The sequence below is a fragment of the Brevundimonas sp. GW821-FHT09G01 genome, assembly GCF_059416065.1.
In genome coordinates this window covers 375,734-400,854 of the sequence record NZ_JBWKOL010000001.1, presented here as the reverse complement: position 1 = coordinate 400,854, position 25,121 = coordinate 375,734, and the positions used below count along the sequence as shown (strand labels likewise).

The window sequence follows — 25,121 nt, the reverse complement described above, 5'->3', positions numbered from 1 at the left end:
CCCGACCATGGACAGCCACGTTCAAGGCCCGACCGAGCCGGCGCTGCTGCCCCACACCATCGGCGCGGCGCTGGCGCAGGCGGCGCGGCTCTGGGGCGAGCGCGAGGCGGTCGTCTTCCCGGCGCAGGGCGTCCGCCTGACCTGGGCGGAGCTGCATCGCCGGGCCGGCGATTTCGCGGCCGGTCTGCTGGCCCACGGCCTTCTGCCCGGGGACCGGATCGGGATCTGGTCGTTGAACCGGGTCGAATGGATCATCACCCAGTTCGCCGCGGCCCGCGCCGGCCTGATCCTGACCACGGTCAACCCGGCCTATCGTCTCGACGAGCTGGAGTTCGCGCTCAACAAGGTCGGCTGCAGGGCGCTGATCCTGTCGCCACCGTTCAAGAGCAGCGACTATCCGGCGCTGATCCGCGCCCTGGCGCCGGAACTGGATCAGGCGGTCGTCGGCGACCTGACCGCGGCCCGCCTGCCCCATCTGAAACTGGTCATCCAGATGGAGGCCCCGACCCTGGCCGGGGCGGCCGGTTTCGCCACGGTCGAAGCCGCCGGCCGGACCGCGGGCCCGGAAGCCCTGCATGCGGTCGAAGCCGGCCTGTCCTGCGACGACGCGATCAACATCCAGTTCACCAGCGGCACGACCGGACGGCCCAAGGGCGTCACCCTGAGCCACCGCAACATCCTGAACAACGGCTACATGGCCGGGATGACCATGGCCGTCACGCCGGACGATCGCATCTGCATTCCCGTGCCTCTGTACCACTGCTTCGGCATGGTGCTCGGGGTCATGGTCGGCGTGGCGCACGGCTCCGCCATGGTCTTCCCCGGCGAGGGCTTCGATCCCCTGGTCACGCTTCAGGCCGCCGCGGCCGAGCGCTGCACGGCGCTCTACGGCGTACCGACCATGTTCATCGCCGAGCTGGAGCACCCGCGCTTCGCCGAGTTCGACCTGTCGTCGCTGCGCACCGGCATCATGGCCGGATCGCCCTGCCCCATCGAGATCATGCGCAAGGTGATCGACCGCATGCACATGCGCGACATCACCATCGGCTACGGCATGACCGAGACCAGCCCGCTCAGCTTCCAGAGCGCGCTGGACGATCCGCTGGAGCAGCGGGTCTCGACGGTCGGCCGCGTCCACCCCCACGTCGAATGCAAGATCGTCGACGCCGACGGCGTCGTCGTGCCTACCGGCGTTCCGGGCGAGCTCTGCACCCGGGGCTATTCCGTGATGATCGGCTATTGGGACGAGCCCGAACAGACGGCCGACGCCAAGGACGCTGAAGGCTGGATGCACAGCGGCGATCTCGCGACCTTCGACGACGCCGGCTACTGCCGGATCGTCGGGCGGCTGAAGGACATGATCATCCGCGGCGGAGAGAACCTCTACCCGCGCGAGATCGAGGAATATCTCTATCGCCACCCGAAGATTCAGGACGTGCAGGTCTTCGGCGTTCCGGACGAACGCTATGGCGAACAGGTCTGCGCCTGGGTGGTGCTGACCGACGGCGAGACCATGGACGAGGCCGAACTGCTGGCCTTCTGCCACGGCGAAATCGCGCACCAGAAGCTGCCGCGCCACGTCCGCTTCGTTCGCGAATTCCCGCTCACCGTCACCGGCAAGATTCAGAAATTCGTCATGCGCGACATGATGATGCGCGAACTCGGCATCCAGGACTGACCGCGCCTCGCCGCCGCAGGTTGGCCGGCTGACCCGCCGGCCCTGGCTGTCCGGCGCGCATCAGGCAATCATTGACCGCGCGCCTGACCGGCGGATCGCCGGACATAGGTGTCAAGGAACCGGAGATAGGCTTCCTGGGCCGCGATCCGATTGTCGCGCTTGCGGAACCCATGCCCCTCATCCGGGAAGACGATGTACTCGACCGGCACATTGTTGGCGCGGACGGCGGCGACCATTTCATCGCTTTCGACCTGAAGCACGCGCGGGTCGTTGGCCCCCTGCACGACCAGCAGGGGCCGCACGATCCTCTCCGCATGGAAGAGGGGCGAAATGCGACGATGGCGCTCGGCGTCGGTCGCCGGATCACCCATCTCATCGAACAGGGACGCGCGTTGCGCCCCCCACCAGGCGGGGACCGATTCCAGCGTCCGCACCCAGTTGGTGACGCCGAAGATGTCGATGCCCGCTTCGAAGGCCTCGGGGTGGAAGGCCAGGGCCGCGACGGTCAGATAGCCGCCATAGGAGCCGCCCATGACCGCGACCTGGTCGTCGGCGATCCAGTCTTGAGCGCGCAGCCAGTCGCCCCCGGCGACGATGTCGCGCAGGTCCGCCTCGCCGTGACGCCGGTCGTCCATGTGCAGGAAGGTCTTGCCGTAGCCTGAGCTGCCCCGATTGTTGGCGGCCAGCACGGCGTAGCCGTGGTTCACCAGGTGCTGGACCATGGCGGAATAGCCGCGACGGCTCTGCCCGCCCGGCCCCCCGTGCACAAGCACGACCGCCGGAGCGGGGTTCGCGGCGGAGGCGCCGTGCGGGCGGTACAGGACGGCGGGGATCATCACGCCTCCCTCCCCGCGGTACCGGACGACCGTGGCCTCGACTAGGTCGTCTTCCCGCATCGCCGGGTTCAGGGCGGTCGTCAGCCGACGGGCCTGACCCGTGGTCAGATCGGCGACGAAGATGTCGTTGGGCGAGGTGTCGGACGCGACGGTGAAGGCCATGCGCCGCTCATCATCGCTGAACCGCACCGTGCCGATGTCGCCCTCCGGAACGCCGGCCAGCGCCACGGCCCGTCCAGTGGTCGTGTCCAGCACGGTCAGCTCGGTTCGCGCATCGACGTTGAAGGCCGAGATCCGATAACGGCCTGACGGCGAATAGCTCAACGCCGTGAGATCCCAATCACCCTTCAAGTCGTCGATCGTCTCGCCGCTCGCCAGATCATGGCGATAGCCTCGACCGAACTCCCCGACGGCGTCGCTGCCGAACAGCAGGGCCCGGGAATCCGGCGTGAAGTCGAACACTCGATACTTCACCGATCCGGTGTGCGGCGTGATCAATCGCGGCTCTCCGCCGACCCACAGATCGACGAGATAGAGATTGCCGTCGCCGCTGCCGAGTTGCTCCTCCAGCACGACCCAACGCCCGTCCGCGGAGACGGCCCCCAGCGTCATCCCCGGGTTCTCGAACAGCAGCCGGCTGTCATAGGTGGCGGGATCGATCGCGACGATGTCGAACACCTTCGGATCGCGGGCGTTGGAGGCGACCCAGATCTCCGACCGGTCGCCCTTCCACCCGATCAGATTGGCCTTCACGGCGTCGCCGGGCGTCAGGTCCCGCAACGTACCGTCCCGCTCGCGCACATAGACGTGGCTGCGCTCGTTGCCGCCGCCGTCCGCGGCGACCAGGATCCGGTCGTCGTTCGGGAAGTAGCTTTCCGCATAGGTCGCATTGGTGGTCGAGGCGGTCAGGGGCACGGCCGTCCCGCCGGCCACGGGCAGGGCGTAGGCGTTGAAGACGCCCGAGGCGTCGCTGGACACCAGCACCGACGCGCCGTCCGGCGAGAAGGCCAGCCCGGCCCCGCTGGCCAGGCCGAAGCTGGTGGTCTGGAAGAACTCCGCGGCGCTGTACGTCCGGGTCATGCTCCGGGTCTGCTGGGTCGATCGGTCCTGCCGGGCGTGGGCGGTCAGCGGCGCGGCCGCCGCCATAAGGGCGATCGCCGAAACGAGGCCGGCGCGGGTCAGCTTGAAGGTGTGTGACATGCTCGAGGGTTCCAGGCGTTCGAAAGGACAGGGAGCTATGAAGGGGCGCGCTACGCCGGTCGGCGGGCGCTGAACGTGAGGTCCTGAAGCCGGTCCTTCAGAAGCGGCTCCAGGGTCAGGACGATGCCGATCAGGAGGACGGCGACGGCGGCCAGGAGGTGCAGCATCTCCCGCGACAGCCCCGCCAGGCCGCCGCCGGCGAGATATCCGGGCGCCAGCATGACCGGAACCCAGACCAGGGCCGACGCGACATTGGCGACCTGGAACCGGAGGCGCGTCATGCGGGTGATGCCGGCGACAAGCGGAACGAAGGCCTGGATCGGGCCCATGAACCGGCCGGCGAAGATGGCGACGACGCCGTAGCGGCTGAAGTACAGCCGGGCCCGGGCGATCGACCGGCGATGGCGGCGCAGGACTGGCGCACGAACGAACGACCATCCGGCCCGCCGTCCGAGGCCGTACGACGCCGCCTCGCCCAGGACCGCGCCCGCCACGCACCAGGCCAGAACGGCCCAGAGCGGAAGAACCCCGGCCGCCACCAATCCTCCGGCCATCAGCATCAGGACCGTGGCCGGCACGAAGGCGCCCACGACCGCGAGGGATTCGCCGAAGGTCAGCATCCCCAGCAAGGGACCGGCCCAGATGGCGTTTCGCGCGATGAAGGCGGCGGTGTCCTGAGTGAAGCCTTCCATCAGTTCCGCTCCCGGTGCCGGGCGGAGGCCAGGCCCAGCAGGGTCAGGCCCAGGCCGATCCAGAACAGCAGGGCCAGCGCCCAACGACCGACCGCGGGCGGATCGACCACCGTCGCCGGACCGGCGCTTTCGACCTGTTCGCGCCACATCCCGACGCCGCCGGTCAGGGCCGTGTCCAGACCCAGCGCGCCCTCGCCGAGCACTTCCGTGACCGCCGAAACCAGTCGGTCCGGTCCCATGTCGGCCCCGATGAAGAACACCAGCGCCAGGACCACGAACCAACGCACCGGATAGCGAAGGCCGACCACCAGCACCGATCCCGCCAGATAGGCCACCAGCGCCGCGCCGAAGGGCACGAGATAGAACCAGATCCCCCCCACGCCCCACCCGACAGCCAATCCGCCCGAAACCGCCGCCAGGACGCTGAACCACGCCACCACCAGACCCGTCAGGCCCAGGACCCAGACGGCGCCCGCCGCGCCCCGGATCAGCACGTGCTTCTGTCGCTCGACCGGCAGGGTCCAGAAATCGCTGCGGTCGAACAGGCGCTGCGTCGACCACAGCCTGAGCGGCAGGACAAAAGCGGTGAGCGGAACCAGCATCATCAGCTCATGCGGGTAGTCCACGGCGTCGCCCTGAAGGATGACGAAGCTGAGCCCCATGAAGGTCACGAGCCCCAGCACCACGGCCAGCGCGATGAACTCGGGGCGTAGCGCGCGCCCGATGAACCGCACCTGGGCGCGCAGGACGGCGCTTACATCGGGGGTTGCTGCAATCCGGGCCTCGGTCATGCCGGATCCTTTCCACGCATCAGGGTGACGACGGCGTCATGGAGATTGAGCGGAGCCACGTTGCGAACCTGTCCGCCGGACGCGGCGATGCGGGCCACGATGTCGGCCTCCTCGCCCTGGACGGTCCACTGGATGTCCCGACCGAACCGCCCCTTGTGGAGCACGCCCGCCAGATCCGGCGGCCCGGCCCAGCCGTCCGGCCCTCCCGCGGAATAGACCTTCAAGGTCCGGTGCAACGTCTCGCGTGAGCCCTGGAACATCAGGCGGCCCGCCGCCAGGACGCCGACATGATCGGTCAGGCCGTCGATTTCGTGAATCTGGTGCGACGAGACCAGGACCGTACAGCCGGTGTCGGCCAAATGATCGGACACCAGGCCCAGGAAGGCGTCCTTCGCCACCGGATCCAGTCCATCGATGGGCTCGTCGAGCACCAGCAGGGCCGGCCGATGGGCCAGCGCCGCCGCGAGCTGCACACGCCGGGCCTGCCCCTTGGACAGTTGACCCAGCTTCCGGCCGCGATCGATCTCAAGCCGCCGGCACAGGGCGTCCAGATAGCCGGCGTCCCAGGCCGGATAGTAGGCGGAGCGCTGCTCCAGCCACAGGCCCGCGCTCATCCAGCCGGGTCCGGTGTCGAAGCGATCCGGGACATAGCCCAGCTGCGCGCGCACGGCCGGACCCTGGCGTCGGGGGTCCAGCCCTCCGACGCGGATCTCGCCGCTGTCGGCGCGTTCCAGGTTCAGGAGGATCCGCAACAGGGTCGTCTTGCCGGCCCCGTTCGCCCCCGCAAGCATGTAGACCGCGCCCGCCGGCGCCGTCAGAGCGACATCCGTGAGCGCGGCTTCGCGCCGGTAGGTCTTCGAGAGCCGTCGCGTCGTGATGGACAGGCCGCCCCGCGTTTCGGGCGCAGCCCCGTCGAGATCGGGCGTCGGGATGAGGTCTGGGATTGTCATTCTGATGAAGTCCTCGTCGGGGCGGCGCCCGCGGCGGCGTCCCGGATCGCGTCGATGAATTCGTCCACCCCCAGGCCGTGACGGTGCGCTTCGATCAGGGCTCGCTGCGCGACCTCGGCCAGAAGGGCGCGGCGGTCGTCCTCAAGCGGCCGGGCCGAACCGACGAACGTCCCCTGCCCCCGCTGGACGTAGACCAGGCCGTCCCGCTCCATCTCGCGATAGGCCTGGGACACAGTGTTCGGATTGACGCGCAGATCGCCGGCCAGCTGGCGGACCGACGGCAGCGGATCGTCCGGCGCGAAGGCGCCGACGACGATGGCGCGCCGGATCTCGTCCATGATCTGGACGTAGATCGGTCGGCTGTCTGAAGGATCGATCGTAAAGGGCAAAGGGGCTCACCTCTAGTGTACTAGTTCACTAATACACCTAGAGCACGGACGTCAAGCGGCGGTGTCGCGGGCGATCACGGATCGCTCAAACAGCCGTTGCTTTTTGCCTCGCGGAATCTAGCTTCCGGCGCTCAATTCGGGGGGTATCGAATGCGTCTGCGGCAGTGGGGATTGTGTACGGCGGTGATGGCGCTTCTGGCGCCGCCGGTCTGGGCGCAGCAGGCGCAGCCGGAATGGATGACCTCTCCCCGCGACTGGTCCGCGACGCTGAAGGGCGATGTCGACGCCCTGGGCCGCATCATCGAAGAGACGCACCCCGGCCTGTATGACGACCGCAATCCGGCCTTCCGCCAACGGGTCGAGGCGGGCTTGGCCGAGGCGCGTCAACGGGCGGAAACGACGACGGACGCCGGCGGCTGGTGGTGGGCCATGCGCGGCCTGATCGCCGGGTTCGAGGACGGCCATGTGGACATCGGCCTGACCAACCAGGGCGGCTTCCCGACGCGTTGGCCGGGCTTCCTGACCGTCTATCAGGGCGCCGACCAGGTGGTCGCCAGCCGGGACGAGGCCGACCGCGACAGCCCTCCCCTGGGCGCCAGGCTGATCGCCTGCGACGGCGTGGACGCCGCGACCCTGGCCGAGCGCCGCGTCGGCGCCTTCCGCGGACGCTGGGTCCTTGAAGCGCAGAAGGTCCAGTTCGGCGACTGGGTCTTCATGAGTCCGAGCAATCCGTGGATCCCGGAGATGTCGGAGTGTCGCTTCGAGACCCAGGGCGTCGCGCGATCCTACCGCCTGAACTGGCGCGCGATCGAAGCCCAGGACCTCGGCGCCCGCCGCACCGCCCTCGCCCAACGGGTTTCACCCGGCTTCGGCATGAAAACGCTGGACGACGGCGGCGTGTGGCTGTCGATGCCCTCCTTCAACGGCGACCCCACGTCCGAAGCCTATGCCGCCCTCACGACCCTGCTAACGCAGGCGACGGAAAGCCAGGCCCGTCTGCGCGCCGCGCCCTATGTGGTTCTGGACGTCCGCGACAACGGCGGCGGGTCTTCGCACTGGAGCGCGCGTCTGGCGCTGACCCTCTGGGGCGGAGACTGGGCCACGACCCATCCCCTGGCCCCGATCGAAAGCGTCGACTGGCGGGCGTCCGAAGCCAATATCGCGGGTCTCAAGGCGTTCCGCGATCAGCTGACCGTGGCCAATGGCGACCCCCAGATGATCGCCTGGGCGGACAACGCCATCGCGGGAATGCAGAACGCGATAGCCGTCGGCGAACCGTTGTGGCGGGATCAGAACACGCCGGAGACCCCACCCACCTACCCCGTTCCGCCGGAAAATCCGATGAAGGGGACAGTTTACGTCCTGACCGACTTCCGTTGCGGCTCGGCCTGCCTGGACGCCGTCGATCTGTGGAAGACGCTGGGCGCCGTCCAGATCGGTCGCGAGACCAATGCCGACACCGTCTATATGGAGCTGCGCGAAGCCGCCCTGCCCAGCGGCTTGGCCAGGGTGTGGATCCCGATGAAGGTCTATCGCGGCCGGGCCCGGGGCAACAACGAACCGCAGATTCCGGCGCACGCCTATGCCGGAAACATGGCCGACGAGCAGGCGCTCCAGGCCTGGGTGCGGGAACTGCAGGCGGCGGACTAGGCCCCCGAAAATGAGAAGGCCAGATCGGTCTCGCCCATGATCTGGCCGCCCGCGTCGAAGCGGCGTTCCAGGATGCGTCCCCGCCCCTCGGCGTCGATCGCCACCACCGTCCCGCAGCGGGTGCCGTAGACCGGCCCGCGGATGAAGACGGACGAGTTGCGCGGCTCGAACGGAACGTCGGACGGCTGCGCGGGGATCGAACCGTCCACGCCCAGTCGTTCGTCCTGAAGGCCGTCGAGCAGCATCTCGGGGTGGTCCGCCGCGCCCTCCAGCCAGCCCGCCAGGGTCGCCTTGAGGTGAAGGGTCTTCGGCCAGGGTTCATCCAGTTCGCCGTTGGAAAGACCATAGAGGCCCGGCGTCAGCGGGCGGCGAACCGGCGCGGGTTGATTGGTCCAGAAGACCGCCTCGTCCTTCTCGACGCGGATCAGGTTGAACGGGCTGAAGGTCTCCAGCACGGCGTCGGACGGGTTCTGGAAGTCGCCCCCGCCCCGCAACATGTCGCTGAGCAACAGACCACGGGACGGAGCGTCGGTCTTCGGTCCGCCGAAACCTCGCAGGTTGGTCACCACGGCAAGCCGGCCCTGTTCGGACACGCCCAGCCAGGTTCCGCCCGAAAGCCGGTCACGCCCCGCCAGGACGTGATCCGCGCCCGGCCATCTCGCCAACGGATCGGCGGGCCGCGTATGCAGTTCGTCGCGATTGCCGGCGAGAACGAGGCGCCAGCGAGGATGGGCGCGCCAGGCGAAGGCTAGAACGCACATGCGAGCTCCTGTTCGAGGCTGGCCGACATCCCGCTGGCTTAGGCGAGGCCCGACCGCACGTCACCCCCGATGTTGGAGACGCGCCCTGTGCGCGGCGCTACGTCCCGTAATAGGCGTCCCCGGCCTGGACGGCGTTCCACCGGCGTTGCGAGACGGCGTCGACCTTGTCGGGCCAGGAGCGGCGTCCCGGCTTCAGCTCCGATGCGCGAACCACGACCGCGGGCCAGGCCGCCTGGCCGCCTGGCCGCCTTCGTCCCGAAGTTCGAACCGCACCGTGGGATCCTCGGCGGTGAGATCGAAGTCGACCACGCCGAAATTCACGCCCGCGGAGAAGGCCTGGCGGACGCGCAGGACCGGCCGAACAACCCCGGTATGTCGGCCAGACGACAGTTTCACATCAAGAGCGGGCGGCGCTCCCCTCGGGGAAACAAGCCACGCCCGAGCCGGACCTAGGTGTCCGCAGGGGCGGACTCCACACGCGCCTTCGGCTTCTTCGAGGCCTTGGCCGGCGCCGGAGCGGCGGTCCGCGCGGTCTGCAGGGTCAGGAGCGCGGAGAACCGGTCAAGTGACGATAGATGGAAATGCACCAGCGCGAGCCATCCCCTGCGATGCCAATCCAGCACGACGTCGTCGGCCAGCCCCGCGAACTTCCCGGCGTCGACGATCTGGAAGCCTTCGAGGCCCAGCTTGCGGCCGTCCGGCAACGTTGCGTCGGCGCGGCGATCAATCAGCAGGTCCTGCGCCTTCAAGGCTTCGACGAACGCCGTGGTCGCCGCGACTTCCGACTGGAAGACCTCGCAGAACGCCAGGGCCTGCCGGGTCGTTGCGCTGGGTTTGACGTCCTCGTCGAACAGCGCGACGCCGTCTCCCCCCGTCCGCACGACCCGGTCCGAGGCCCCGTCGATCGCCAGCGCGAACCGCTCCGGGTTGGCCGTGGCGATGAAGCCGAACGGATAACGACGGACATAGGCCGGAAGATAGGCGTCTTGGGCCCAGGCCCCGTTGGTGACGAACAGATTGGCCCGTTCGAGACCCAGCACCGCGATCGGCTGGGCGTTGCCGGCCGCGAAGACGATCGGATAGGACCGCGCGGAGGCCGCCAGTTCGCCGACGACGATCGGCACGAAAGGCGTGTCCGCGGCGAACGACACGTCGCCGTCCTTCAGCCGCCAGGCGCCGTGGACGGCCGCCGAGAGCGGCTCCGGCGCGCGATAGAACAGCGGAAGGCCGGACAGGGGCGCGGGCGCGCCCGGGGCCTTGGGTTCGGAAGACATGCATCTACTCCTTGGAGGGGATAGCGGCGCGGACGCCGGTCGTGGTTGCGGGTCCTGCATGCTCTCGCCGAAGCCCGGGCCTGATCGTCGCCGCCAAGACCTTCAGACCTCCGGCGAGCCGCCGTTCGCGACCCGCCGGAAGGACAGAGAACCGCCTGAGCGCTGGATCAGGCAAGAGCACTCAATGGGACGGGCGCTCCTCCGGATTCTGCCCCTGCCCGGCGTCGGACACGATCAGATCGGGTGACGGGTCCTGGTCAAGCGCGAAGACCGGGGTTTCGCCGATGGCGCGCAGCATCTGCAGGCTCTGGATCCCGCCCGCGGGCGGGATCTGGATGACGAACTCGCCCGGCGTGAAGGTCACGACGTAGTTGGACGACGCCGCCAGATCACCCTGCTGGATGACGTAGGCGCCGGCGATCTCACCGGCGGTGCGCGCCAGGCCGCCCGTCAGAACGTCGCCCTGGACGAGGCCGCTCCCGCCGACGACATAGGTCAGGGTGGGATCCACCTGGCCGAAGCGCTTGGTCTGGTTGTTCGCCGTGACGCTGATCGCCCGGCGCAGGATGTCTGCGATCCCGCTCGCGACGCCGGTCAGGGTGTAGTTGCCTGCGTCAGCCCCGGACAGGCTGGCGTTGGTGGCGTTCACCGTCCGGCCGACGCCGGCGTTGCGATTGTCAAACGTCAGCGTTCCGCTGGCCCCGACGGTGTCGCCCGCGATGACGCCGGTCAGGTTGATCGACCCGGTGGCCCCGGTGGTTCCGTCGTAGACCCTGTTGTCCGCGACGACCGTTCCGTCGATCGAGCGGCGCAGGATGTCCGCCACGCCGGATATCGGCCCCAGATCATAGTTGCCCGCGTCGGCCCCGGACAGGACCAGGCCGCTGGCGGTGACCACCTTGCCCACGCCCGCGTTCCTGTCCGCGAAGTTGAAGGTCCCGCTGGCGGTGACCGTATCGCCGGCCACGACCCCCGTCAGGCCAATGGAGCCTGTGGTGGTCGTCGTCCCGTCGTAGACCTTGTTGTTCGCCGTCAGCACGCCGGTCAGGCTGCGCCGCAGGATGTCGGCGATCCCGCTCGTGACGCCGGCCAGCGTGTAGTTGCCGGCGTCAGCCCCGGACAGGGTGGCGTTGGTGGCGTTCACGGTCCGGCCGAGCCCGGCGTTGCGGTTGTCGAACGTCAGCGTCCCGCTGGCCCCGACGTTATCGCCCGCAACCACGCCCGTCAGACCGATGGAGCCCGTGGCCCCGGTGGTTCCGTCATAGACCCTGTTGTCGGCGATGACCCTTCCGGTCAGGGCTCTGGGGTCGATGATCAGCGTGCCGGAGCCGAACGAGAAGGCGTAGTTCATGTCCGACAGCAACGAGCCGAGCGAGGCGGACAGCCCGTAGGTCCCGGCGTTCCGGCTGGTGGCCCCCGAAAGCAGCGGGGCGCCGGACCAGGCGTCCGCCGCCAGATCGCCGTTGATGAGCCCGGAGATGAGCGCGCTCAACGTCGGAATCTGGCCATTGTAGGTGACCCGCTGATTGATCGGCGTCACCGTAAGCGTGGGCTGATAGGCGTAGACGAACCTGTTGCCCGCATTGGGCGCGCCGCTGAAAGCGCCGGAGCCGAAGTCGTAGGCCGAGCCGTAGTAGCTTCTGCCCCCCAGACCGCCGAAATTGTTGCCCGAAGTGGACCCGCCGGGATTCCCAGCGGCCTGGCTGTAGATCAGCCAGCGGCCGTTCGCCACCTGCACCGCGTCAGCGCCGCTGTCGTTGGTGAAGACGCCGTTCGAGGCCAGGATGACCGCATCTCCCGAACCGGCGGAACGGATCGTGCCGGTGGAGTCGATGGTCATCGGTCCCGATTGGATCCGGAGCGCGGCGGCGCTGTCCACCGTGCCGACGACGCTCAGCGCTCCGTCGATGTTCAGGAAGAAGCCCCCGCCGGTCGCGACGAAGTCGCCCAGCTGGTCGATCCGGTTGGCCGCACCCAGACTGGCTCCGCCGTCGGCGGATCCAGTCAACCGCCCGGCGACGATGACCCCCGCGCCCGATTGGGTCAGAGGGCCGTTCTCCGCGCGCAGGTCCACCGCCTGGCCGGCGGCGTTGATCGCCCCGACGATCTCGACTCCGCCCACGCGAACGCTGCGATAGGCGAAGCCGCCGCTCGCGACGTCGACCGCACCGAGGGTCGCGATGTCGTTGAGACCGAGCAGGCTGACGGCGTCACCGGCGTCGACGGTCAGGCTGGCGGCCGTGAAGCTGGCGTCGCTGGCCTGCGAGATGCTCCCGCCGGCGCTCAGCGAGGCGTCGCCGGCGGCGGCGATCCGGCCCGTTCCCAGGAAGCGGATGTCGCCGCTGGCGTCCACGATCAGGTCTTCGCCGACGGCGCCGGACGTGAGGGTGATGTCGGCGCCGACGATCTGGGCGCCCAACGCGGCGTTGAAGGCCCCGATCGTCAGTTCGCCCGTCGGTCCTTCGACGTCGACACGGCCGCCAACGGCCATGACCGACCCGAGGGTGAAGTCGCCGTTGCGGACGACGACGCCGACATTCCGGCTCGCGAAGACCGAACTCACGGCGTCCGCCCTGTCCAGGTGGACGAAGGCGTCGCCGCCGGTGCTGGAGATGTCGGCCGTCGTTGTCGATCCCGCGGAGCTGAACCGGTTCGCGGCCGTGACGCCGCCCGTCAGGACGCTGCCGAACACCGCGTTCCCCGATCCGCCGTCCACGTGCACGCGGAGCTGGTTGGCGCCCGCGCCGAGCAGCGCGGCCGCCCCGAGAACGGCGTCGCCGCTGGAGCTGTAGATGTAGATCGAATCCCTGGCCGTGGCCGAGGCGACCGTGACGCCGGCGGCGCCGTAGCCGTAGGCGTCGACCGTGCCGTTCGCGGCCGACAGCGCGCCGCTGTCGATACCCACGCCGCCCTGGATCAGGATGTCGCCGTTGTCGCTGGTGACGTCGCCGCCGACCACAAGCCCGACCGACTGGATATTGATGTCGCCGCCGTAGCGAAGAGTCGCGCCGGAATAGTCCAGGTCGCCGAAGGTGTCGGTGATGTTCAGGTCGCCGGTCCTGGCCCCCAGAGGGCTCAGGGCGGCGGTCGAGAAGTCCCGGCCGACAAGCGTATAGTTCCTGCCGACCGTGACGCGGGTCGCGACGTTTACGGCTCCCGCGCTCGCATCCAGATCGAGGTCGCGACCGGCGGTGATGACGTCGGCCTGGATCGCCCCCGCGGTGACGGTCACGTCGCCATCGGCCGCCAGCTGGGCGTCGCCGGTCAACGCGCCCGCGCCGCGGACCTCGATCCGGATATCGCCCTGGGCCGCGATGTTGACGCCGGTCATGTCCAGTCCGCCGAGCGTATCGACGATGGTGTAGTTCCGCAGCGTCGACGGGGCGCCGAACTCGTCCTGCAGAAGCGGGTTGAGGACGTCGCCGAGGAAGTCCTGGGCCGTGATGCTGTAGCTGCCCCCGGTGACGTTGGCGCCGATGGGCGAGCCCCCCGCCCCGGTCTCGATGGAGCCGGCGGAGACCTCGACGGTGATGTTGCGGCCCGACAGCTCGCCGATGGTCAGATCGCCGTGCAGCAGGTTGACGTTGACGTTGCCCGTGATGGCGCTGATCGCCGCGAAATCGCCGAAGACGCTGTCGAGGTTGACGTTGACGTCGCCGGACATCGAGGCGACCACGATGCCGCCGCAGCCGCAGGCGCCGATCACGCCCCGGTTGTCGGCGGTGATCAGGGCCTTGGTGTCAGCTCCGAAAGTGGCGGTACGGGCCGCGAACACGCCGATGCCGTCGCCGGCTTCCGCACCGCGAAGGGTGGCGTTCCCCGAGATGGAGCCGACCTGCAGCAGGCCGCCCGCGTTCGCGAACTCGACGTAGGCGTCGCCGTCCGTGGCCGCCACGGTGATATCCCCGTCGGCCGAGATCGCGTTCAGCAGCACATCGCCGCCGGACAGGTTCAGATCGCCGCCCGTCGTGATCGACACGGCCTGGCTGCCGTCCAGGAGGCCGTCGGTCTGCGCGATGACCTCGGACGCGCCGAAGACGCTGCCGAGCAGGGTCAGGCCGCCGCCCGCCGCATAGAACGAGACCCCGCCATTGGCGGCGGTGGCGTCTCCGATCGTGAGGGCGCCGTCCAGGGTCTCGACATAGACGTCGCCGTTCAGCGCGGTGAGCGTGTCGAACGCCGCGGAGCCCGAGGCGATCGTGACATCGACGTTGGCGCCCTGAAGCAGGTTCAGGGCGGTGTTGGTGGTATCGAGATAGACCCGCGCATCGCCGTTCGCGGCGGTGACCGTGACGCTTCCCGTGCCGCCGGCGGCGCGGGTCAGAACGTTGTCCGTACTGATGCTGGTATGGTCGACGGCCCCCAGGGTCGCGTCGCCGTCGGTCGCCGAGACGAGCAGGTCGCCCGTCAGGCCTGTGAGGGAGGCGGCGCCGAGGCGGGCCGAACCGCTCGTCGCCAGCACGGTGATGTCGCCCCCAGCCGTGGCCGCGCCGATGTCTGCCGCGCCGTTGGTGGCCGTCACCAGGACATTTCCGGACGCGTCGGCGTAGCCTGCGACGGTCACCGAGGCGCCGGTCAGGTTGATGCTTCCGCCGTAAGCCGTCGCGGAGCCCGCGGTCAGGGCCCCGGCCGAGGTGACGGTGACATCGTGGGCGGCGTACAGGCCGTCGATGTCGATGTCGGCGGGACCGCCGATCCGCACCGATCCGAGGATCGACTGCACGAGGCCGCCGGTGATGACGTCCGCGGCGTTGATCTCGATGTCGCCGTTGTAGGTCAGCGTCAGGCCAGTGAAGTCGAACCCGCCGGTGTCGGTCAGCGTCCAGGTTCCGGCCATCGCGCCGATGGGGCTCAGCGCGCCGGCGGAGAAGGATCCGCCGCTCAGCCTGTAGTCGTTCATCACGACCAGCGTGCCGACGTCGATATGACCCGACCCGGCGTCCAGGGTGACGTCGCCGTCAGCGCCGATGGCGCTGGCGACGATGCCGGTGGCCAGGATGCTCAGGTTCCCCTGCCCCGCCGCGTCCGCCCCGGCGACCAGCGCCCGGCCGCCGAGAACATCGCCGACGGCGTTGATCGTCAGGTGGCGCTGCGCCGTCATATCGGCGTTCAGGGTCAGAGCCCCGGCGGTGTCGGTGATCGAGATATCGCGCGCCGTGCCGGTGAACCCGAATGCGCCCGACAGGAAGTCCCGGCCGGTCAGGGTGTAGTCGCCGCCGCCGATGCTGACGGCGTCCGGGTCGACGTCGCCGTCGGCGGCCTTCAGCACGACGTTGTGCCCGGTCACCGTCCCGGCGCGGATGTCGCCGGTACTCGCGACGATCGTGGCCGTGCCGGTCGCGCCGCCTGCGGTGAGCGTATCGATCCTTGAGCCGATGGAGGTCAGGAAGACCCCGGCGTCCCCGCCGCTCGAGATGACGCTGATCGTCCCCACCCCGCCCGAGCGGTTCAGATCGCTGGCGTAGAGGCCGATGCCGGCCTCGTCCCGGGCGCCCAGGAAGGCGTCGCCCGAGGCCGAGATCAAGACATTCTGCCCCGTACCTTCGCCGTCGCTGGCGCCGGTCAGGATCAGGTTCCAGAGCTGCGCGCCGCCGTCGGCGGCGATCACCGTGACGTCGTCGCCGGCGATGATGTTCCGGATCTCGATGTCGCCCGCGGATGCGGACACATCGACATCCCCGTCCGTGGTGAGCGTCCCGCCGGCGAAGACGCCGCCCGCGCCGGCCAGGCGGATCAGCCCGCCGGTCGTGACGTCGTTCAGGGTCAGCAGGCCGGTGCTGGTGCTGATGGTCACGTCGCCCGTGCTCGTCGCACCCAGCACGGTCAGCGCTCGGGCGTTGGAGAAGACGACCGCGCCGGTCGCGCCGTTGGCGATGGTCACCTTGTCGACCATGTTGGCGCCGCTGAGGTCCAGGCCGGTCGCGGCGTCGAGATTCAGATCGTGCGCGGTGATGACGCCGCCGGTCTGGGTGATCGCGCCGCCGTTCGACCGCAGCCCGACATGGCCGCCGATGCTGCTGATGGTGATGTCGCCGGTCAGGGCGAAATCGTTGTCGTCAGCGAAGGTGAAGTTGGACCCGGTGCCGACCACGCCCAGACGATCGATGTCGTTACCCTGGGCCCCGTCCAGGGCGATCCCGGTCACGGCGCTCAGGTTCAGGGTTCCGGTCTCGATACGGCCGATGCCGTGCCAGATGCCGCCGCCGCTGCTCAGCAGGCTGACGCTGTTGGCGCGCCCCGTCTGCAGAAGGCCGAACAGGGTGATGTCGCCGGTGTTGCTGATGTCGATATCGCCGGCGGAGCTGGCGATATTGCCGAGAGCGCCGGTGAAGCTGGTCAGCGTGAAGTCCCCGGCCGCCGAGCCATGCACCACATAGGCGTCGATCTCACCGGCGATCTGATTGACCGCGCCGCTGTTGGACGTCAGCGAAAGCGCGCCCAGGGGGCCCGTCACCGAGATGTCGCCCGTGATGTCCAGGTCGCCGTCATTGACGACGGTGAACGCCGAGCCGCCGGACGACGAGGCGCCCAGCACGTCGATCCGGTTCAGCTCACCCAGAACGATGTCGCCGCCCGCGCTGACGATCAGGGTCCCGGCGCGCAGTCCGGCGCCGGTCTGGCTGATGCCGCCGGTAGAGCCGGCCCTCAGGGTCATCGTCCCCGTGGTCCAGATGTCGCCGTAGACCGTGGGATCGAACGAGAAGCCGTCGATGTCGCTGTAGCTGATGTCGCCGAACTGCGAGTACAGCAGGGTCACAGAATCCAGGTCGTTGTCCTGGTCCAGGGTGATGTCGCCGTTGGCCTGGGCGCGCAGGGTCGTCCCGGTGATGGCGGCGCCGATCGACTGGGTGATGCCGGTGTCGGCCTTCAGCTCCACGCCGTTGGTTGCGGTCAGGGCGCCGGCCAGGTTCAGGCCGCCGCTGCTGACGAAGGCGATCCGGTCCGCCGTGATCGGGCCGAGCTGCCCGACATTGTTGGCCAGGTCGCCGAGCGCAAAGGCCCCGCCGGCTGAGCCCTGGACGCGGCTGGCGCTGATCAGGCCGGTTCCCGACTGGGTCAGGTCGCCGCCGACATCGAAGGTCGCGACGCCGGTCATCGACACCGGGCCGCTGAGGCTGACCGAGTCGACATCCCGATAGGTGAAGCCCCCGTTGCGGACCGAGACGAGGTTGAGCGTATCGACGTCGTTTCCGGCCTGGCCAAGGATGACGTCAAGCTCCGCGTCTACAGCCAGCGCGCCGGCGGTGATCGCGCCGCCGGTCTGGGTGACGCCGCCGTCTTGGGACGTCAGCACGATCTGATCGCTGATGAGGTTTCCGGCGATCGAGAAGCCGTCGGCATTGCTGAAGAAAATCCTGTCGCCGGCCGACAGGTTCCCGAGCGTCGTCACCACGTTGGCACGGGTGAAGTTGAGCTCGCCCGTCGCACTGGCGTTGAGGGTCCCGGCCGTGATGACGCCGGCGTTCTGGTTGATGTTCCCCGCACCGGCCGACAACGTCATCACGCCGCCCGCGAAGATGTTGCCGTCCAGCGAGAAATCGGTGACATCCACGAAGCGGAAGTCGGTCCCGGCGAAGCCGGCGGCCAGGCTGCCGATGTCGTTGCCCGGTCCGCCGAGATCGATCCGGCCGTTGGCGAACAGGCTCAGCGCGCCCGTGACGATCGAACCGCTGCTCTGGGTGATGTCGCCGCCCGCCTGGAGCATGACGGCGCTGCCCGAGGTGACAAGCCCCCCGATGTCGATGGAGTCGACGTCGCGGAAGTTGAAATCGCCCGCGCCCGAGTCGACGGCGCCGAGGGTGTCGACGTCGTTCACGCGGGTCAGGATGATGCCCTGCGCCGCGCTTCCGGAGAAGGCGGCGGCGGTGATCGCGCCGCCGAACTGCTGGATCGACCCTGTGTCGGAGTTCAGCATCAATCCGCCGCCGGCGGTTACGTTGTCCTGCAGGGTGAAGCTTCCGGCGCCGCGGTAGCGGATGTCGCCGCCGGCGGTGAGGGAGCCGAGTTGGCCGACCCCGTTGGCGCTGTTGAACAGCAGATCGCCTGCCGAGGTCCCCTGCAGACGGTTGGCGGTGATCACACCGCTCGTCTGGACGATGTCGTTCCCGTCCGCGCCCGCGCCGTCGGAGGCCAGTTCGACGGTCTGGCCCGCCGCGTTGATGTCGCCGGTGATCTCGAAGCCGCCCATGTCACGGTAGGTGACCCCGCCGCTGGTGCTGCTGAGGCCCGCCAGGACCCGGATGTCGTTCTGACCGCCGAAGAACTCCAGCCCCGTGGCCGCCGAGGCGGTCAGACTGTCGGCGACGATCCGGCCGGTCAGGGCGGTCTGGGTGATCCTGCCGGTGGTCGACGTCAGGCTGACGGCGCCGGGCGAGGTGATCACGTTGGCCGCGAAGCCGCCGGCGCTGGTGTAGGTGACGCTCGCGCCGTTCAGATTGACGGTGTCGACGGCGTTGGAGGTTCCCATGGTGAGGCTGCCGCCCGCCGAGAAGCTGCCCGTGGTCGCATCGACGCTACCGCCGGTCTGGGTCAGGGCGCCGGTCGTGCCCAGCAACACCGTCTGGGCGATGATGTTGTTGGAAAGGTCGAGCGGGCCGTTGTTGCCCGTGATCGAGAAGGTGTCCCCGACCTCGATGTAGCCGATCTCGTCGATGTCGATATTGGAACCGGTCAGGATGAAGCTGCCGGCGGTCGCCGTGCCGGTGAGCCGGGCCGCGGTGATGGTCGGCGCGGCGGTCGAGCTGACCGAACCGCCGGCGGAGACGACCGTCAGCGTGCCGCCGGCGTCGATGTTTCCGAGCACGACGTCACCACCGCCCCTCAGCTCCATGTCCGCCCCGGAGCTGATCGAGCCGGCGGAGGTCATGGTGATGCCGCTGCTGACCGAGCTGATGTAGACGGTTCGGCCGTTGGCGGCGGCGGACACCTCGCCGTCGATTTCCAATGCGCTCGACGCGGTGTTGATGATGGCGATGTCGCCGTTGGTCGAGGTGACGTCGCCTAGGACGTCGATGGCGTTGCCGCCCAGGTTGATGGCGACGCCGCCGCCGGCGTCGATCTCCAGCCGCCCGACGTCGAGACCGCCGCCCTGTTGGGTGATGGCCCCGCCGGCCGCCAGAGCGAGGGTCCCGCGGACGGTCTGGGTACCGTCCAGCAGGAAGTCGCTGACGTCCGAGAAGCTCATGTTCCCGGTGACGTCGACATCGCCGAGAACGATGATGTTGTTCGCGCCGTCCAGCGCGACGGACGCCGCCGTCAGCGACAGCGTGCCGACGTTCAGATTGCCGGAGCTCTGAGTGATGGCGCCGCCGGCGGTCAGGTCCGCTGTCTGTGCATTGAGCACGCTGGTGATGTCGAAGTCGTCGATATCGTTGAAGACGAAGGACGAGCCGGCGACGACCAGCCCCAGCGCATCGACGTCGTTGTCGCCGCCCAGCGTCACGCCGCCGGAAAAGGCGCTTACACCCAGGACCTGGGCGGTGATCGTCCCGCCGGCCTGCTGCGTGATCCCGCCGTTCATCGAGGTCAGGTTAACGAACTGGCTTCCCCCGGCGGTGATCGCGCCGGTCAGGTCGAAGCCGCCGGCGTTGGTGAAGCTGATCTGGCCGTTGGTGGTGTTGCTTACGGTCCCGAGGGCGTCGATGTCGTTGCCCGCGTCGTTGAGCGTGATCCCGGTAACCGCCGCAACGTTCAGCGTCCCGCCGGTGATCGCGCCGACCTGGGTGACGGCGCCCGTGTTCGAACGGAGGCTGATCGAGCCGCCCGCCGACGCCCCGCCTATGCGGAGCGAGCCGGCGTTGCGGTAGACGGCGTCGCCGCCGGCCGTCAGGGTGACGTTGCCGCTGACGGCGTTTGCGCGATCCAGGTCCAGGGCGCCCGTCGCGTTGGCGTTGAGGCTGGTGGCGGTGAGGACGCCGCCGGTCTGGACGATCGAGCCGTTCCGGGCGGTCAGCACCGCAGCGCCGGAATTGATGTTTCCGCTCAGGTTGAAGCCGTCGACGTCGTTGAAGGTGAAGTCGCCGCCGGCCGAGACGACGCCGAGGTTGTCGACGTCGTTGTCGCGGTGGAGCGTGATCGCGCCGCCGGCCGAAAGGTTGAGCGTGCCCGCTTCGATCTGCGGGAAGAAGATGTTGTTGGTCTCGGAGATGCCGCCGGCAACCGAAGTCAGGCTGACCGTCTGGTTCAGCGCCCGGATGGTGCCGTCGATGAGGATGCCGTTGGTCTGGCCATAGGCGATGCCGCCGCTGCCCAGGTTGAACAGGCCGAGGATCCTGGTGGCGTTATTGCCTGCGTTGGTCAGGTTGATGCCGGTCTCGGCCCAAACGTTGAGCCCGCCGGCGGTGATGTCACTTCCCGCCGTCTGGGTGACGCCGCCCGTCGCCGAGGTCAGCATGACGTTCAGGGCCGAGGTGATGTCGCCGTCGATCAGGAGGTCGCCCAGGGTCCGGAAGCTGAAATTGTGGGCCCCGACATTGATGACGCCCAGTTCCGCGACCTGGTTCATCTCACCGATGATCGCACCTTGCGTCGTCGTCACGCTGAGCCGTCTGGCGTTGATGTTGCTGCCGCCGTTCTGGATGATTCCGCCGTTGGCGACGTTCAGCGTCACCCCCTGCCCCACCGCGCTGATGGCGCCGGTCAGGTTCAACCAATTGCTGTTGGTCAGGCTGATCCCGCCGCTGGTGGTGTTGGTCAGATTTCCGAAATTGACGAAGTTCAGCCCGCCGGCGCCCTGCGAGATGCCGTTGACCGCATGGATGTTCAGCGTGTCGCCGGTCGAGACGCCGCCGCCGTCGATGACGACCGCGCCGGTCGAGGTGATCGTGGCGGATCCCGTGGTGTTGACCCGGATGTTCAGGTCGCCGGCCGCGTTGAAGGTGGCGTCCTGCGCGGTCAACGAGGTGTAGCCGCTGATACTGTTCGCGCCGGTCAGCGTCAGGACGCCGTCGGTGTCGAGGAATAGGTTGGCGGCGGTGATGGCGCCGCCGGTCTGGGTGATGGCGCCGTGATTCACCAGCACCATCGACCCGCCGACCGTGATGTCGTCGGTCAGCTCCAGTGCGCCGGAGGACAGGCCGAGGCCTTGCACGGCGCTGAAACTCCCGCCGGCGTCGATCCGGCCCAGCCTGGAGACGAAGTTCTCGCCCAGGGTGATGTCGCCGCCGGCGCCGAGCGTCAGGGTGTCGGCGGTGATCGTCCCGGTCTGGCTGATGTCGCCCGTGGTCGAGTAGAGGCTGACCGTGCCGGCTGCGCTGATCGTGGGAACGGAGAGATCGCCGACCTGCCGGTAGAGCAGGTTCTGGCCGGCGCTCAGGCCGCCGATGGAAGCGATCTGGTTGAGGCCGCCCAGGGTCAGGTCGCCGCCGGCGTTGGCGGTGATGCTGCCGGTGGTGATGATCCCGCCGGCCTGGCTGATCGAGCCGCCGTTCAGGGCGGTCAGCGCGACGCTGGTCGTGGCGGTGACGTTTCCGGTCAGATCGAAGCCGAAGCCGTTCAGGAACGTGAAGGCGCCTCCAGAACTGATAACGCCCAGGTTGGCGATGCTGTTGTTGGTCTGGTCGAACGTCAGGTTCCCGGCTGCGCTGGCGCTCAACGTGCCGGCGTTGATGCTCCATCCGGCGTTCTGGGTGATGGAGCCGGCCAGCGAGGTCAGGTTTACGGCCTGGCCGCTCATGAGGACGGCGCTGACGCTGAAACCGTTCGTCTGGCTGAAGGCCGCGCCCCCGCTGTTGCTCTGCAGCCAGGCCAGTTCGCCGATGTTGTTGCCGGCGTTTGTCAGGGTTACGCCGGTCGCGGCGATTGCCTGAAGATACTGCGAGACGATGTCGCTGCCGGCGGTCTGGGTGATCGAGCCGGTGTTCGACCTCAGCGTCACATCGAAACCGTTGGCGGTGATGTCGCCGCCGACGACGAGCGAAGAGTCGTTCCTCAGGAGGATGTGGCCGCTGGCGGTCACCGTGCCGAAATTGGTCACGGCGTTGGCGTTGTTCAGCCAGATGCGGCCGGCGGCCTGCAGGTTGGCGACATTGGCGGTGACCACGCCGCCGGTCTGCTGGATCTGACCCGTGTTCGACCTCAGGCTCAGGTCGCCGCCGCCCGTATTCACGTCGCCGGTCAGGTTCAGGTCGCCGACATTGGTGATGGCGACGTTTCCGTCGGCGGTCACAGCGCCGAGGCTGCCGATGACATTGTTCCGGGTCGCGCTGATCCCGCCGGTGGCCGACAACGACAGGGTGCCCGCCGTGATGATCCCGCCGGATTGGTTGAGCCCCCCCGCGACGTCGGTGATCGACACCGACTGACCCGCCGCGGTGATGTTGCCGACCAATCCGGTGTTCGAGCCGCTGTAGTTGGCGATGACGATGCCGCCGCTCGTCGTGTTGGTGATCGTCCCCAGGTTCTGGACGCTGTTGACGAAGATCGGCCCGACGTTCGGCAGGCTGATGCCGGTGACGGCGCTCAGGTTCAGGGTGTTCGCGACGACGTAGCCCGCGCTGTCCTGATAGATCCGGCCGCCGGACGCCAGCGACAGGGCCTGACTGGCCGTGACCGGCTGCCCGATCGCGAGATCTGTGGTGGTACTGATCGAGACGCTGCCCGCGCCCGAACTGGTCGCGACGAGGCGGCGGATCTGGTTGTTGGCGCCGTTGATCGTGATCGAGCCGTTGGAGTTCGCGCCGAAGAAGCCGACGTCGATGATCCCGGACGTCTGGGTGATCGTGGCGCCGGCGCCGACGGTGCGCAGCACCACGCCCGCGCTGGACCCGGTGCTGATGTCGCCCTGGATGTCGAAGCTGTTGGCGTCGCGATAGAGAATGGAGCCGCCGGTGCTGGCCAAGCCGCCGATCGTCGCGACGTCGTTGGTGGCGGTATTGAGCTGGATGTCCGCCGCGGCGCGCGCGGTCAGCCGGTTGGCCATGATCGCGCCGCTGCTCTGGGTGATGGCGCCCGACGTGGAATACAGGTTCACACTGTCGCCGGCCGCGATGATGTCGTCGGTCAGGACCAGGGCGCCGGCGTTGCGGAAGGTGATGTCGCCCGTTCCACCGACCAGCAGACGCCCCAGTTGGGTGACCTGGTTTTCACCGCCCAGATTGAGGCCGGCGTCGGCTGTGGCGCCGAAAGTGTTGGCGGTGATGACGCCGCTGTTCTGGGTGATCGCCCCGCTGAAGACCAGGAACGACACTATCCCGCTGCCGGTTACATTCCCGGCGAGCGACAGGTCGCCGTTGCTGATCAGGATGATGTCGCCGGAGGTGGTCGACAGGCCAGTGATCTCGTCGATCTGGTTGCTGACCCTGTTGAGGTTGATCCCGGTCTCGGCATGGACGGACAGTTGGCCGACGTTCAGGGGGGCGCCGGTCTGGGTGATCGCGCCGGTGTCCGAGCGCAAGATGAGGCTGGCCGCCGTGACGGCGCCATTAAGGTTGAAGTTCGTGCCGCCGCGATAGCTGATGGCGCCGCCCGCCGTCAGGGTTCCGAGCGTAGCGAGATGGTTGGTGAGGGTTCCCAGGGCGATGTCGCCGGTGGCGTTGGCGTTCAGGGTTCCGGCCCAGATACGACCCATGCCGCTCTGGGTGATCGAACCGTTCAGAGCAGTCAGGTTGACCGTGCCGGCGGTAACCCAGTTGTCGATTCCGCCGGTGATCTCGAAACCGTCGGCGTCAGTGAGGCTGACCGTGCCCGCGCCGTTGTTGTCGAGGCGGCTGATGGTGTCGAAGTCGTTGCCGACGTCGGTCAGGTCGATGCCCGCCCCCGCCTCGGCCCGCAGCGACGATGCCGTGATCGCGCCGACCTGGCTGATCCCGGCCCACGCCGAGTCGAGCCAGACCTGGCCCGTGGCGTTGATCGGGCCGGCGACGATGGCGTCCGCCGCGCGCATCGTCACGTTGGCGGCGGTCAGGGTCGAGCCGGCGTTCTGGGTGATGCTGCCGTCGAACCCGCCCCCGGGGTTGAGCGGCGTTCCGTTGACGAAGCCCGATCCGGCCGAAAGCACGATGTCGCCGTTCTCGCCCGAGGCGGCGGTCGCCGTGATGTCGCCGCCCAGCAGGATGCTGGCGGCCACGCCGCTCTTGGACACGATGGCCGCGAACACCTGGTTGGCGTTGGTCGTCCCGTTCAGGGTCAGGCCCGGCGTCCCGCCGGCGCCGTCGGCCCTCGACGGCACCTCGAAGGTGATCAGATCCAGGTCGTCGGCGCCGGTCGGCGCGAAGGTGACATTGTAGGTCTCGGCCGAGCCGTAGACGACGTCGCCCCCGTTGGTCGCGGTGACGGTCGAACCCGCGGCGGTCGTGATGATCGGCGCGATCAGCGCCAGCGATCCGCCGTTGGTGTTCAGCGAGGCCCCGCCGGCGACGCTGATCGTGCTGTTCGCCGGGGCCCCGGTGAAGGCGAAATTCATGTCGCCGTCGAGGATGTCGCTGTCGGTCAGGCTGCCGGTCGAGGCGAGGAAGCCGCCGGTGTTGATCTGGGCGTTGGCTCCGATCAGGACGCCGCCAGACGACAGGATCCAGATGTTGCCGCCGTTGACGCCGCAGGTGGACATGCAGCCGTTCAGGACGCCGTCGATCGAGGCCGCGCCCGCCACGCGGTTCACCACGATGTCGCTGCGGTTGTTGAAGTAGAAGTTCAGGGCCTCCGTCGGCGTGACGGTGAGGTTGTTCCAGTTGATGATCGAGCGGCCGGCGTTGGTGGTGATGTTCGTCACGCCGCCGCCCGAGGCGACGCCGACGGCTCCGCCGTTGCTGTTGGTCGAGCCGATCGTGCCCACGCCCGTGACCTGGGCCATGGCGGAACTCGCGCCGATCGTCATGGCGGCGAGGACGCCGCACAGGGCCGAGCGCGCCAGAAGTTGGGCTCTACGGGAAGCGATCTGGTTTTTCATGGCGGTCTCTCCGGCG

General features: G+C 68.7%; 10 protein-coding genes. 2 read left to right on the top strand and 8 right to left on the bottom strand.

Annotation, left to right across the window (positions count from 1 at the left end; translation table 11 throughout):
- Window positions 1–7: 7 nt before the first annotated feature.
- Entirely contained in the window at window positions 8–1,678 is a 1,671-nt protein-coding gene (locus tag AC07NB_RS02015) for an AMP-binding protein (RefSeq protein WP_494571556.1), read from the top strand.
- Between the two features lie 68 nt (window positions 1,679–1,746).
- On the opposite strand, the gene AC07NB_RS02010 is transcribed toward AC07NB_RS02015, so the two are convergent.
- Genes AC07NB_RS02010 through AC07NB_RS01990 form a run of 5 tightly spaced genes read right to left on the bottom strand, consistent with a single transcriptional unit; the run spans window position 1,747 to window position 6,536 of the window.
- Window positions 1,747–3,714: a S9 family peptidase gene (locus AC07NB_RS02010; protein WP_291834273.1), complete on the bottom strand. Its 1,968-nt coding sequence runs from the start codon at window positions 3,712–3,714 to the stop codon at window positions 1,747–1,749.
- A 50-nt stretch (window positions 3,715–3,764) separates the two neighbouring features.
- Window positions 3,765–4,406 carry a DedA family protein gene (locus tag AC07NB_RS02005; protein ID WP_494571555.1) on the bottom strand — a complete coding sequence of 214 codons (642 nt, stop codon included), beginning with the start codon at window positions 4,404–4,406 and terminating at the stop codon, window positions 3,765–3,767.
- Window positions 4,406–5,197, bottom strand: coding sequence for a hypothetical protein (locus AC07NB_RS02000; protein WP_492313295.1), 792 nt, complete (start codon window positions 5,195–5,197; stop codon window positions 4,406–4,408). The genes AC07NB_RS02005 and AC07NB_RS02000 overlap by 1 nt, the downstream gene beginning before the upstream one ends.
- Window positions 5,194–6,147, bottom strand: coding sequence for an ABC transporter ATP-binding protein (locus tag AC07NB_RS01995; RefSeq protein WP_494571554.1), 954 nt, complete (start codon window positions 6,145–6,147; stop codon window positions 5,194–5,196). Before AC07NB_RS01995 ends, AC07NB_RS02000 begins: the two co-directional genes overlap by 4 nt.
- Window positions 6,144–6,536, bottom strand: coding sequence for a GntR family transcriptional regulator (locus AC07NB_RS01990; protein WP_494571553.1), 393 nt, complete (start codon window positions 6,534–6,536; stop codon window positions 6,144–6,146). The genes AC07NB_RS01995 and AC07NB_RS01990 overlap by 4 nt, the downstream gene beginning before the upstream one ends.
- 150 nt (window positions 6,537–6,686) lie before the next feature.
- On the opposite strand from AC07NB_RS01990, the gene AC07NB_RS01985 reads away from it, so the two are divergent.
- Entirely contained in the window at window positions 6,687–8,186 is a 1,500-nt protein-coding gene (locus tag AC07NB_RS01985) for a S41 family peptidase (protein WP_494571552.1), read from the top strand.
- Here AC07NB_RS01985 and AC07NB_RS01980 read toward each other — a convergent pair.
- The 3 genes from AC07NB_RS01980 to AC07NB_RS01970 form a co-directional block, all read right to left on the bottom strand.
- Window positions 8,183–8,947 carry an NRDE family protein gene (locus AC07NB_RS01980; RefSeq protein WP_494571551.1) on the bottom strand — a complete coding sequence of 255 codons (765 nt, stop codon included), beginning with the start codon at window positions 8,945–8,947 and terminating at the stop codon, window positions 8,183–8,185. The two genes, AC07NB_RS01985 and AC07NB_RS01980, sit on opposite strands and share 4 nt — an antisense overlap.
- A gap of 449 nt (window positions 8,948–9,396) precedes the next feature.
- Window positions 9,397–10,221: a SapC family protein gene (locus tag AC07NB_RS01975; protein ID WP_494571550.1), complete on the bottom strand. Its 825-nt coding sequence runs from the start codon at window positions 10,219–10,221 to the stop codon at window positions 9,397–9,399.
- A 181-nt stretch (window positions 10,222–10,402) separates the two neighbouring features.
- Window positions 10,403–25,105 carry a YDG domain-containing protein gene (locus tag AC07NB_RS01970; RefSeq protein ID WP_494571549.1) on the bottom strand — a complete coding sequence of 4,901 codons (14,703 nt, stop codon included), beginning with the start codon at window positions 25,103–25,105 and terminating at the stop codon, window positions 10,403–10,405.
- Window positions 25,106–25,121 lie beyond the last annotated feature (16 nt).